At 69.3% G+C, this 12,476-nt stretch carries 11 protein-coding genes; 8 read left to right on the forward strand and 3 right to left on the reverse strand.

The genetic code is table 11. The features are described 5' to 3' along the window. Positions 1–287 precede the first annotated feature (287 nt). The 3 genes from C6570_RS04565 to pyk all read left to right on the forward strand — a co-directional run bounded on the left by C6570_RS04565 (position 288) and on the right by pyk (position 4,800). Positions 288–1,484, forward strand: a complete 1,197-nt coding sequence (locus tag C6570_RS04565) for a phosphoglycerate kinase (RefSeq protein ID WP_106702167.1) — start codon at positions 288–290, stop codon at positions 1,482–1,484. 72 nt (positions 1,485–1,556) lie between these two features. Further along, complete coding sequence (locus C6570_RS04570) at positions 1,557–3,137, forward strand: phospholipase D family protein (RefSeq protein ID WP_106702168.1); 1,581 nt, start codon at positions 1,557–1,559, stop codon at positions 3,135–3,137. Between the two features lie 229 nt (positions 3,138–3,366). Beyond that, positions 3,367–4,800: a pyruvate kinase gene (gene pyk / locus C6570_RS04575; RefSeq protein WP_106702169.1), complete on the forward strand. Its 1,434-nt coding sequence runs from the start codon at positions 3,367–3,369 to the stop codon at positions 4,798–4,800. 89 nt (positions 4,801–4,889) lie between these two features. On the opposite strand, the gene C6570_RS04580 is transcribed toward pyk, so the two are convergent. The 3 genes from C6570_RS04580 to C6570_RS04590 form a co-directional block, all read right to left on the reverse strand. After that, positions 4,890–5,474, reverse strand: coding sequence for a phosphatase PAP2 family protein (locus C6570_RS04580; protein WP_106702170.1), 585 nt, complete (start codon positions 5,472–5,474; stop codon positions 4,890–4,892). Positions 5,475–5,540: 66 nt separating this feature from the next. Beyond that, positions 5,541–6,278 carry a phosphatase PAP2 family protein gene (locus C6570_RS04585; RefSeq protein ID WP_245896297.1) on the reverse strand — a complete coding sequence of 246 codons (738 nt, stop codon included), beginning with the start codon at positions 6,276–6,278 and terminating at the stop codon, positions 5,541–5,543. Positions 6,279–6,444: 166 nt separating this feature from the next. Next, on the reverse strand, positions 6,445–6,912 hold the full coding sequence (locus C6570_RS04590; RefSeq protein ID WP_106702171.1) for a nuclear transport factor 2 family protein: 468 nt from the start codon (positions 6,910–6,912) through the stop codon (positions 6,445–6,447). Positions 6,913–7,002: 90 nt separating this feature from the next. Here C6570_RS04590 and C6570_RS04595 point away from each other — a divergent pair, with 90 nt between their 5' ends. The 5 genes from C6570_RS04595 to C6570_RS04615 all read left to right on the forward strand — a co-directional run bounded on the left by C6570_RS04595 (position 7,003) and on the right by C6570_RS04615 (position 12,407). Next, entirely contained in the window at positions 7,003–7,584 is a 582-nt protein-coding gene (locus tag C6570_RS04595) for a TetR/AcrR family transcriptional regulator (protein ID WP_106702172.1), read from the forward strand. An 89-nt stretch (positions 7,585–7,673) separates the two neighbouring features. Continuing rightward, positions 7,674–8,561, forward strand: a complete 888-nt coding sequence (locus C6570_RS04600; RefSeq protein ID WP_106702173.1) for a fructose bisphosphate aldolase — start codon at positions 7,674–7,676, stop codon at positions 8,559–8,561. Positions 8,562–8,651: 90 nt separating this feature from the next. Further along, on the forward strand, positions 8,652–9,551 hold the full coding sequence (locus C6570_RS04605) for a phosphoribosylaminoimidazolesuccinocarboxamide synthase (protein ID WP_106704520.1): 900 nt from the start codon (positions 8,652–8,654) through the stop codon (positions 9,549–9,551). 36 nt (positions 9,552–9,587) lie between these two features. Beyond that, positions 9,588–10,028: a hypothetical protein gene (locus C6570_RS04610; protein ID WP_106702174.1), complete on the forward strand. Its 441-nt coding sequence runs from the start codon at positions 9,588–9,590 to the stop codon at positions 10,026–10,028. Positions 10,029–10,274: 246 nt separating this feature from the next. Continuing rightward, entirely contained in the window at positions 10,275–12,407 is a 2,133-nt protein-coding gene (locus tag C6570_RS04615) for a TonB-dependent receptor domain-containing protein (RefSeq protein ID WP_106702175.1), read from the forward strand. The last annotated feature ends 69 nt before the right edge of the window (positions 12,408–12,476 follow it).

Genomic DNA, 12,476 nt, shown 5'->3' on the forward strand with positions numbered 1-12,476 from the left:
AGTGCCGCCGGTCAGTGCCGCCGGTCAGTGCGCGGTGGCCAAAGTGCGGCGCCCCACCTGCACGCGCGCCACGCTGGCGCAGCGGCCGTCATCTTCCGGTCACACAGCGTACAGGTGCCAAATTGGCCTTTGGCGCTGGTACAGACTGCGCTGGCAGCTATGTTTAATGTAGCGTTGTGCCATGGGTGGGCCCAGCCCATTTCTATAATCCTCGGCGCCGGGCCCAGCGCCGCGCACCTGGCGCGCGCTTAGATCCCACCTTCGCTGATTCAGAGGAACCTCATCCCATGCAAGTGATTCGTTTCGCCGACCTGTGCGCCCAGGGCGCTGTCCAGGGCAAGCGCGTGTTCATCCGCGCCGACCTCAACGTGCCGCAGGACGAGGCGGGAAACATCACCGAAGACACCCGCATCCGCGCCAGCGTGCCCGCCATCCAGATGGCGCTGGACGCGGGCGGCGCCGTCATGGTCACCAGCCACCTGGGCCGCCCGACCGAGGGGCAGTTCAAGCCTGAGGACTCGCTGGCCCCCGTGGCCAAGCGCCTGGGCGAGCTGCTGGGGCGCGACGTGCCCCTGGTCGCCAACTGGGTGGACAACGGCGTGCCGGTCGCGCCCGGCCAGGTCGTCATGCTGGAAAACTGCCGCCTGAACAAGGGCGAAAAGAAGAACGATGAGCAACTGGCGCGCAAGATGGCCGCACTTTGCGACATTTACGTGAACGATGCGTTCGGAACGGCCCACCGCGCCGAAGGCACCACCTACGGCATCGCGCAGTTCGCCCCCGTGGCCAGTGCCGGCCCGCTGCTGGCGGCCGAGCTTGACGCGCTGACCAAGGCGCTGGCCAGCCCGGCGCGCCCGCTGGTTGCCATCGTTGCCGGCAGCAAAGTGAGCACAAAACTCACCATCCTGCAGTCTTTGGCCGATAAAGTGGACGAACTGATCGTAGGCGGCGGCATTGCCAACACTTTCATGCTGGCCGCCGGCCTGCCCATCGGCAAAAGCCTGGCGGAAGCCGACCTGGTGGACCAAGCCAAGGCCGTGATCGCCACCATGAAGGCGCGCGGCGCCGAGGTGCCTATCCCGACCGACGTGGTGGTGGCCACCGAATTCAGCGCGACGGCCAAGGCCACCGTGAAGGCGGCCACCGACGTGGGCCCGGACGACCTGATCCTGGACATCGGCCCCGACACCGCCGCGCGCCTGGCCGCCCAGCTGATGAAGGCCGGCACCATCGTCTGGAACGGCCCGGTGGGCGTGTTCGAGTTCGACCAGTTCGCCGGCGGCACCCAGGCCATTGCCAAGGCGATTGCCGCGTCGCCCGCCTTCAGCATCGCCGGGGGTGGCGACACGCTGGCGGCCATCGCCAAATACGGCATTGAAAAAGACGTGGGCTACATCTCCACCGGCGGCGGCGCGTTTCTGGAAGTGCTGGAAGGCAAGACGCTGCCGGCCTTCGAGATCCTGGCCAAGCGCGCCGCCGGCTGAAGCTGGCCGCGCATTTTGCTTCTAAAAGCATAGCTGCCAGCGCCAGCCCAGTCAGCGCCAAAGGGTGATTTGATGGTGAAGCCCGTGCTGCGCTGGACCTTCATCGCCGCGCTCGTGCTGGCCCTGCTGTCGGTGCTGGCGCTGTGGTCGTGGGGGCGGTTTGCCGCCAGCGCGCAGGGCGAGCCCTCGTCCGCGCTGTCTGCGGCGCCGGCCGTCACCCGGCTGGACCGGCTGGTGGCGCCCATGCTGGCGCAGCACGCGCCCGAAGCCAGCGGCGCCGCCCTGGTGCACGACGGCGTGCAGGCTTTCGTGGCCCGCGCCCGTTCGGCCCGCGCCGCCGAACGCAGCCTGGACGTGCAGTACTACATCTGGCGCCACGACATGACCGGCAAGCTGCTGGAGCATGAGCTGATGGCCGCGGCCGAGCGCGGCGTGCGCGTGCGCCTGCTGATCGACGACATGAACGTGGGCGGCCTGGACGACGCCTTGCGCGCGATGGACAGCCACCCCAACGTCGAAGTGCGCCTGTTCAACCCCGCGCGCAACCGCAGCAGCACCGTCATGCGCGCGGTGGAAATGGGCCTGCGCTTCATCGGCTTCAACCGCCGCATGCACAACAAGGCGTGGATCGCCGACAACCGCGTGGCGCTGGTGGGCGGGCGCAACGTGGGCGACGAATACTTCGACGCGTCGGCCGACACCAATTTCCAGGATGCCGACCTGCTGCTGCTGGGCGCCGCCGTGGGCGAGACCAGTGGCCACTTCGACCGCTTCTGGAATTCCGCCGCCGTCGTGCCGCTGGGCGCGCTGCACACGGCGCCGCCGCGCTGGTCGCTGGACGACTTTTCGCAGCACCGCCAGCAATGGCTGGCAGACGCCGCCGCCAGCCCGTGGATCAAGGCCCTGGCCGGGCGCGACGATCTGGACGAGAAACTGCGCGGCGACGACCTGCCCATTCACTGGTCGCCCAGCATCCACGTGGTGTCCGACCCGCCCGAAAAAGCCTCGGCCGTGCGGGCGCGGCGCGACCCGGCGGGCTGGCTGCTGTACGACGTGATGACGCTGCTCTTTTCCGCCAGGCAAGAAAGCTGGGTCATCTCGCCGTACTTCGTGCCGGGCGACGGCGGCGCGCTGATGCTGTCGGGGCAGGCGCGCCGCGGCGTGCAGGTGCGCGTGCTGACCAATTCGCTGGTGGCCAACGACGTGCCGCTGGTGCACGCCGGCTACCGCGGCTACCGCGAAACGCTGCTGCGCCACGGCGTGCAGCTGTACGAGCTGCGCCCCGGCGAAGCCAAGACCGACCGCGAGCTGCTGGGCTCCAGCGGCGCCAGCCTGCACACCAAGGCCTTCGTGGTGGACGGGCAGCGCGGCTTTGTCGGCTCGTTCAACTTTGACCCGCGCTCGGCCCAGCTCAACACCGAGATGGGCGTGGTGTTTGACCACCCCGGCCTGGCCGCCGAAGTCAAGCAGCTGTTCGACCAAGGCGCGCGCCCCGCCGCGGCCTGGAAGGTGCAGTGGGACGACAGCCAGGGCGCCTTGCGCTGGACGGGCGCGGAGGGCGAGCGCGTCTGGCACCATGAGCCCGAAAGCAGCGCCGGCCTGCGCCTGCTGGTGTGGGCGATGAGCTTTCTGCCGCTGGAATCGCAGCTGTAGCCGCGCCGCGCTGTTAACTCTGAAAATGATAGCTGCCAGCGCTGGATACGCCTGCGCTAGAGGCCGAAAAGGCTTTCATTCCTGAAGACCGACGGCTTGCCTGACCGCAGAGGCCCGCCGTCCACCGCCTGACGCATCAGCGTGCCAGAATGCCAGCCAGCCGTTCGCCCTTTCGACGGCGCCTTCTGCCTGGGCGCCGCCCCCTGATTTGCTGCAAGGATTTCCCCCTATGAACCACCGCGCCACCAAGATCGTTGCCACCCTGGGCCCGGCGTCCAGCGACCCGGCGCTGCTGGAAGAAATGATTCGCGCGGGCGTGAACGTCGTGCGCCTGAACTTCAGCCACGGCACGGCGCAAGACCACATCGAGCGCGCCCGGCTGGTGCGCGAGGCCAGCGAACGCGCGGGCCGCGACATCGCCATCATGGCCGACCTGCAGGGCCCGAAGATCCGCGTGGGCAAGTTCGCCGAAGGCAAGGTGATGCTGGTGCCGGGCGCGCCCTTCGTGCTGGACGCGGCGCGCCAGGAGCCGGGCGACCTGCACGGCGTGGGGCTGGACTACCGCGAGCTGCCACGCGACGTGAAACCCGGCGACACGCTGCTGCTCAACGACGGGCTGATCGTGCTGACGGTGACCGAGGTGCGCGGCGATGCGGTGCACACGGTGGTGAAGCTGGGCGGCGAGCTGTCGAACAACAAGGGCATCAACAAGCAGGGCGGCGGCCTGACGGCGCCCGCGCTGACGGGCAAGGACATGGAGGACATCAAGACCGCCATGAGCCTGAAGGCCGACTACCTGGCCGTCAGCTTTCCCAAAAGCGCCACCGACATGGAAATGGCGCGCCAGCTGGCCTACGTGGCCGGTGCCGAATGGGGGCACAAGCCGGGGCTGATTGCCAAGATCGAACGGGCCGAGGCGATTCCGCGCCTGGCCGAAATCCTGGCGGCCAGCGACGGCATCATGGTGGCGCGGGGCGACCTGGCGGTGGAAGTGGGCAACGCCGCGGTGCCGGCGCTGCAAAAGAAAATGATCCGCATGGCGCGCGACGCCGACAAGCTGGTCATCACCGCCACGCAGATGATGGAAAGCATGATCACCAACCCGGTGCCCACGCGCGCCGAGGTGAGCGACGTGGCCAACGCCGTGCTGGACGGCACCGACGCCGTGATGCTGTCGGCCGAGACGGCGGCCGGCAAATACCCGCTGGAAACCGTGCGCCAAATGGCCGCCGTGTGCGAGGCGGCCGAGGAGCACGACCCGGTGGAACTGGACGCCGATTTCAGCGGCGCCACCTTCACCCGCATCGACCAGTCGATTGCCATGGGCGCGCTGTTCACGGCCTACCACCTGGGCGCCAAGGCCATCGTGGCGCTGACCGATTCAGGCTCTACCGCGCTGTGGATGAGCCGCCACCGCGTGCGCATCCCGATCTACGCGCTCACGCCCAAGGCCGTCACGCAGCGCAAGATGGCGCTGTACCGCAACGTGCGCCCCATGCTGATGGACACCAGCGCCCACCGCGACGAAGCGCTGGCCCAGGCCGAGGCGCACCTCAAGCGCCAGGGCGTGGTGGTGGCGGGCGACGTTTACGCCATCACCTGCGGCGAGCCCATGGGCGCGCCCGGTGGCACCAACATGCTCAAGATCTGCCGGGTGAGCTGACGGCCTGGGCCCGCCGCTGGCGCGCGCGTGCCAGCCGGGCCAGGCCCGCGTGCGCTGCCAGGGCGCTGACGGCGGCCAGCACGCAGCGCTTATGCCACGCGGCCCAGCGAACGCCGGGCGCCGCTGCGCCGCGCGCTCAGCCAGCGGGCCGTGCCCTGAACGGCCACCGCGCAGAAAGTGCCCAGCAGCATCGCCGCCATCACGTCGGACGGGAAATGCACCCCCACGGCAATGCGGCTCCAGCACACCAGCAAGCCGGCCAGCGCCAACGCCCAGCGCGCGGCGGGCGCCCACCCGCTCAGCAGCGCGGACACCGCAAAGGCGGTGGCCACGCTGGCGTGAGAACTGGGAAAGCCATTGCCGCCCGAATGACCCAGCCAATCCGTGCCCAGCCCCAGCGCGAAGGGGCGAGGCGAGGTCACGCCTTGCTTGATCAGGCTGGCGCCCAGCCAGGCCAGCGCCATCGCCGCCGCAGTGCCCAGCACCGCGCGGCGCCAGCGGCGCGGCCCCAGCAGCAGCGCCAGCACCAGCCCGGCCACGCCCAGGGCGGGCAGCCAGCGACTGGCCACGACCGCCAGCGACACCAGGGCGGCGGGCGACTGCGCGTCGAGGTTGATCCAGAGGAAAAGCGAGCGGTCCCATGCGTGCATGTCGGAAGCCTGAAGGATGAGCATGACGCGCCTGTGAAGAGGGTTTGCCCAATATGCGGTGGATGGAGCCGGTACGCCGGTCAGCGTCGGTCAACGCGGGGCGGCCCAGCGGCGCAGCGCCCACCACACCGCACCCGATACGCTCCAGCACAGCCAGGCCGTCCACAAGGTATGGCTCATGAAGTGCGCGCCGCGCACCTGCTGCGCCAGGCCCAGCGCCGTGCCCGCCAGCAAGGCGGCGCACAGCCACACGGTGGCGGCGCGCGGCGCGCGATCGCGCAGCCAGAACCAGCCGCTTATCCAGGCAAAGCCGGCCGTGGCGTGCCCGGCGGGAAAGCAGTGGCCGCCCCCGCCGTCGGCCTCGCCCCAGCGCCAGTGCGACACGTAGCTGGCGGTGCCGCCGAATTCGCTCAAGTCCCAGGGGCAGCTGGTGGTGCTGGTGAATTTCATCAGCGACATGGTGGTCAGGCACACGAGCATCCCGATCAGCAGGCCGATGCGTTCGCGGCGCGACAGGCAACGCAGCACGCCGCGCGGCCAGAAGATCATGACGGCCAGGCCCAGCGTGAGCGCCCACGATGCATTGCGCGCCCCGTCGTGCAGTACGCGCGTCATCCACCACTGGTTGCGCCAGTCGAAGCCGCCCACGTCGCCAAACAGCCGCGCCAGCGGCAGGTCAAGACCGCTGACGTCCCACATGCCCAGCAGCGCCAGGCCGATCAGCGCCACCATGGCCCCAAGCGCCACGGTGCTGCGTTGGGCGGGGTGCGGGGCTGGGGCCGCCGCATCCAGCGCGGCGGAGGTGGTCAGGGGGGGTACCGAAGACATGCCCGCGATGCTCGCGTGCGCATCTGAGCATCGTCTTAAGTCGGCATGCCGGCCGGCATAGTGCGCGGGGCGGCGCTTAGGCGCCAAATTGGGCTCTGACGCAGGCGCGGACAGCGCTGGCAGCTATCAAAAATGCAGTTGGTGCTGACAAACGCCTTAAGGCCGCCTACAGGCCCAGATCCGTCAGCGAAGCGTGCCCGTCTGGGCGCCGGCCCAGCGGCCAGTGGAAAAGGCGGGCGCTTTCGCTGATCGGCAGGTCGTTGATGCTGGCGTGGCGCCGCGCCATCAGGCCCTCGGGGGTGAACTGCCAGTTTTCATTGCCGTACGAACGAAACCACTGGCCCGAATCGTCGTGCCATTCGTAGGCAAAGCGCACCGCGATGCGCGCTTCGGTGAAGGCCCACAGCTCCTTGATCAGACGGTAGTCCAGCTCACGCGCCCACTTGCCCGTGAGGAGCGCATGCACGGCGTCGTGCCCCACGGGGAACTCTGCGCGGTTGCGCCACACGGTGTCGGTGGTGTAGACCTGCACCACGCGGTCGGGGTCGCGGCTGTTCCAGGCGTCTTCGGCCAGGCGCACCTTGTGCGCGGCGGTCTCGGCGGTGAAAGGCGGCAGGGGCGGGCGGGTGGTCATCGGGCGTTCCTGGGGGTTTGGGTGAAAGGTAGACAGACTTGTCTACGCGCAATGTAGTTGACGTAGACAGATCTGTCTATCATCTCGGTCATGCTCATCGCGCCACCCCCCGTCACCCCCGATTTGCCCGCGCGGGAGCGCATCCTATGGACGGCGGCTCGCCTGTTTTATGCGGACGGCGTGCGCGCCACCGGCATCGACCGCGTGATCGCCGAGGCGGGCGTCACCAAGGTCACGTTCTACCGGCACTTTCCCAGCAAGAACGATCTGGTGCTGGCCTTTCTGGCCCATCGCCACACGCGCTGGATGGCGTGGCTGGACGAAGCACTCGCCCGCCACGGCGACACCGTCGCCGCGCTGGTACCCGCGCTGGCCGAATGGCTGGGCGATGAAGGCTTTCGCGGCTGCGCCTTCCTGAACACCACCGCAGAGCTGGCTGGTGACCTGCCTGAGGTGGCCACCCTCACCGCCGAACACAAGGCGGCCGTCGCTCGCCGCCTGCAGCGCTTGCAACTGTCCGGCGACGCGCCGCCCGCGCGCACGCCGACCAGCGAAGACGCGGCGCTGCTGTGCACCCTGATGGACGGCGCCATCGCCCGCGCCGTGTACGAGGGCGACGCGGCGGGCGCGCTGGCCGCGCTGGCGCACGGCACGCGCTTGCTGGCGCGCTGAGCGCTGCGCCTGGGCACCTACAATCTGCGGTTGATTTCCGCGCAGCCGCCAGGGCTGCCCCGACGACGATCTGTATAAGGAAAACGACCGTGAACCAGGACCAGCTCAAGAAAGTGGCCAGTGGCCAGGGATTTGTCGCCGCGCTCGACCAAAGCGGGGGCAGCACGCCCAAGGCGCTGAAGCTCTACGGTGTGGAAGAAAGCGCCTATGCCAACGAGGCGCAGATGTACGACCTGGTGCACGCCATGCGCAACCGCATCGTGACCAGCCCCTCGTTCGGCGGCAACCGCGTACTGGGCGCCATCCTGTTCGAGATGACGATGGACCGCCAGTTCGACGGCCAGGACGCCGCGCAGTACCTGTGGAACACCAAGCAGGTCGTGCCCTTCCTGAAGGTGGACAAGGGCCTGGCGGACGAAAAAGACGGCGTGCAGCTGATGAAGCCCATGCCCGAGCTGGACGCGTTGCTCAACCGCGCGGTGGCCAAGGGCATCTTCGGCACCAAGATGCGCTCGGTCATCAACAGCGCCAACCCGGCCGGTATCGACGCGGTGGTGGCCCAGCAGTTCGAGGTGGGCAAGCAGATTCTGGCCGCCGGCCTGATGCCCATCATCGAGCCTGAGGTGAACATCAAGGCCACCGACAAGAAAGAGGCCGAGGCGCTGCTCAAGGCCGCCATCCTCAAGCAGCTGGACGCGCTGGGCGCAGATCAGAAGGTGATGCTCAAGCTGACCATCCCGACCGAAGCCGGCCTGTACACCGAGCTGGTCAAGCATCCGAACGTGGTGCGCGTGGTGGCGCTGTCGGGCGGCTACAACCGCGACGATTCCAACGCCCTGCTGGCCAAGAACCCCGGCGTGATCGCCAGCTTCAGCCGCGCGCTGACCGAAGGCCTGTCGGCCCAGCAAAGCGACGCCGAATTCAACGGCGTGCTGGACAAGGCGATCGAGTCGATCTACCAGGCCTCGAATACCTGAAGCACTCCTGAGTCGCTGACGCGCCTTCCCCCTGTGCTGCGCGAGGGGCAAGGCCAGTGCCCGGCGCAGCGCCATCCAGAAAACCCCGCCATGAACCCCGCCGCCGTCCACACCTCCACTTTGCACAGCCTGCCCCTGCTTGCGCGCGGCAAGGTGCGCGACAACTACGCGGTGGGAGACGACCGCATCCTGATGGTGGCCAGCGACCGCATCAGCGCGTTCGACGTCATCATGGACGACCCCATCCCCGGCAAGGGCGCACTGCTGACGCAGATGGCGCTGTGGTGGTTTGAGCAGCTCAAAGGCATCGTGCCCAACCACCTGACCGGCGAAGCGCCCGAAAGCGTGGTGGCGCCGGACGAAGTGGCGCAGGTGGCCGGCCGCAGCATGCTGGTGCAGCGTCTGAAGCCCGTGCCCATCGAGGCGGTGGTGCGCGGCTACCTGGCCGGCAGCGGCTGGAAGGAATACCAGGACAGCCAGTCCGTCTGCGGCGTGCCGCTGCCCGCCGGCCTGCGCAACGCCAGCCAGCTGCCCCAGCCCATCTACACCCCCGCTGCCAAGGCCGAGGTGGGCGAGCACGACGAAAACATCACCTACGAGCGCACGGTCGACATGGTGGGCGAGCCGCTGGCTGCCCAGATCCGCGACACCGCCATCGCCCTGTACAGCCGCGCCGCAGCCATCGCCGCGAAGAAGGGCATCATCATTGCCGACACCAAGTTTGAATTCGGCCTGAACGCCGCGGGCGAGCTGGTGCTGATGGACGAAGTCCTGACACCCGACAGCTCACGCTACTGGCCGGCCGACCAGTACCGCGAAGGCGAAAACCCGCCCAGCTTCGACAAGCAGTACCTGCGCGACTGGCTGGAACAGGCCACCGTGGACGGCCAGCCCTGGGCCAAGCAGCCCCCGCCGCCCCGCCTGCCGGACGATGTGGTCGCCGGCACCGCCGCCAAGTACCGCGACGCGATGCAACGCCTGGTGGGCTGAGCGCGCGCCGCGCCCTTCGCCACCGTTTTCCTCGCCATGCAGCGCCTGCGTTTTCACCCGCTGTGGCGGCCGTGGCCCCTGGCCCGGCGCGCCGCGGGTTGGCAGCGCAGCGTGCTGCTGGCGTTGCTGGGCTGGTCGCTGCTGGTCGCAGGGGAGCTGGGGCAGCTTCACCGCTACGCCCACCACCCCGCTGAGGGCCCGCACAGCCTGGTCACCGCCGCGGTGCGCGCCGCTGCCCCTGCGGCGATGCACAGCAGCGAGCACGAGGGCTGGCTGGCGCATCTCTTTGGCCACCACCTTGAGCTGAACTGCCAGCTGCTGGACCAGCTGGTCCACGGCTCCGCCCCCGGCACCGAGCCGGCGCTGTGGCTGGCGCACGCCGCGCCCAGCGATCAGCTGCCCGTCTGGCGCGCCTTCGCTGCCACCGAGCCGCGCCGCGCCGCGTACCACGCCCGCGCCCCGCCGCTGCGCGCCTGACGCTGGCGCACAGCCAGCGCTTTCTCTTCGCCATTCCTGAAGCCCTGCCCATGGCAGTGCGCCTGTGTGCGCTCCGCCGATGGGCCCGCGCCCGATTCGCCTGCGCGGCAAGGCTTCACCCCGCGTCTCGCCCCGCACGCCGCTGGCTGCCATGGGCGGCGCATCCCTTGAATTCTCTGGGCCGCTGGTGCCTGGGCGCTGCTTCGCGCGCCCTGCCGTGCCGCCCACTTTGCCCTATCGCAAACCATGCAACGCATTCACAACCGACTCTCGATCTTGGCCCGCGCCGCGCGGGCTGCGGCGCGCCCCTGGCCGCGCGTCGCCCCGGCATTGGCCACAGGCGTTCTCTGCTCACACGTCTGGGCGCAGGCGCCGACGGCCAACGTGCCGGACAACGCACCCACCGACGATGTGCCCTCGCTGCAAAGCGTCACCGTGTCGGCCGACGGCCTGGGCCGCTCGGCCGCTGAAATGGCAGCCCCCGCATCGGTGCTGGAAGGCGACGAACTCGTGCAGCGCCGCGGCGCCACCCTGGGCGAGACGCTGGAGGCCGAGCCCGGCATTCGCGCCAGCCACTTTGGCGCCGGTGCCAGCCGCCCGGTGATCCGCGGCATGGACGGTCCGCGCGTGCAAATCCTGAGCGACGGCGCCGAGCAGCAGGACGCGTCCTCCATCAGCCCCGACCACGCGGTCACGTCCGAGCCCATGCTCGCGCGCCAGATCGAGGTGTTGCGCGGCCCGTCCGCGCTGATCCAGGGCGGTGGTGTCGTGGGCGGCGTGGTGAACGTGCTGGACAACAAGGTGCCCACCGCCGCGCCCGCCAAAGGCGTGGAAGGCAGCGCCGAGCTGCGCGCCGATTCCGCTGCGCGCGGCAAGGCAGGCGCCGCGCAGGTCACGGTGGGCAAGGGCCCGCTGGTGCTGCACGTCGAAGGTGTGGGCCGCGACGATGGCGACTACGCCGTGGGCCGCGGCTGGGAAGGCGGCCAACGTGTGCAAGGCAGTTTCAACCGCACCAGCACCGGCAGCGTGGGCCTTTCCTGGGTGGGCTCGCGCGGCTTCCTGGGTGTGGCATACACGCAGCAGCGGGCGCGCTACGGCCTGCCGGGGCACGACCACGACATCGAAGACTGCCACCCGCACGGCACGCACCTGCATTGCGGTGGCCATGGCGACCACGCCCATGACGACGGAGGGCACGACCATGACCACGAGCACGACCACGGTGTGCCCGTGGTGGACCTGCGCAGCGGCCGCTGGGACGTGCGCGGCGAACTGCGCGACCCCTTCGCCGGGTTCGACAGCCTGCGCCTGCGCCTGGGCGTGACCGACTACAAGCACGACGAAAAGGAAGGCGACGAGGTGGCCACCACCTTCCGCAACAAGGGCTTCAGCGGCCGCGTCGAGCTGGAGCACAAGCCCATCCTGGGCTGGCGCGGCGTGTTTGGCATTGCCAGCAGCGACCGCAAGTTCAGCGCCCTGGGCGAAGAAGCCTACGTGCAGCCCACGCGCACGCGCCGCACCAGCCTGTTCTGGTTGGAAACGCTCAAGTGGAACGACTGGCAGTTGGAAGGCGCACTGCGCCATGAGCGCCAGGAAGTGCGCGCCGAAGAATCCGACGTGGTGCGCAAGCACAACGGCACGTCGGCATCGCTGGGCGCTACATGGCGCTTCACGCCGGGCTACCAGGTCGCCGCCAGCTTCACCCACGCGCAGCGCATGCCCACGGCCGAAGAGCTGTTTGCGCGCGGCCTGCACATGGCCACGCGCACCTACGAGATCGGCAGCGACACGCTGCGCGCCGAGCGTTCCAACAACCTGGACATCGGCCTGAGCAAGACCAGCGGCGACACCACTTTCGGCGTGAACGCGTACCACAACCGCATCGGCGGCTACGTCTACGGCCAGACGTTGGATGCCGTGGACGGCGTGCAGCTGCTGCAGTACACGCAGGCCAGCGCGCGCTTCACCGGGCTGGAGGGGCACATTCGCCAGCGCATCACGCGCAACCTGGGCGTGACGCTGTTCGGCGACGTGGTGAACGCCCGCCTGGCCGACGGCAGCCGCCTGCCGCGCGTAGCCCCGGCGCGCGCCGGCGTGCGCCTGGACGCGCGCTGGCAGGGCTGGGAAGGCATGGTCGAATGGGTGCAGACCGCCGCCGCGCGCAAGCTGGCTGCGTACGAAACGCCCACCGCCGGCTTTGGCATGCTGAACCTGGGCGCTTCGTACCGGCTGCCCACGTCCGAGGGGCGCAGCTGGTTGTTCTACGTGCGCGGCACCAACCTGACGAACAAGCTGGCGTATTCGCACGTGTCGTTCATCAAGGACCAGGCGCCGCTGATGGGGCGCAGCATCAGCATTGGTGCGCGCTACGCTTTTTGAAGCTGCTGGCGCCCGCCTGATGGGCGCCAGGGCCTGATTCGCTTGGTTATAGCGCGATCAGGCCCGCCA

The organism is Ottowia oryzae (genome assembly GCF_003008535.1).
Taxonomy (GTDB): domain Bacteria; phylum Pseudomonadota; class Gammaproteobacteria; order Burkholderiales; family Burkholderiaceae_C; genus Ottowia; species Ottowia oryzae.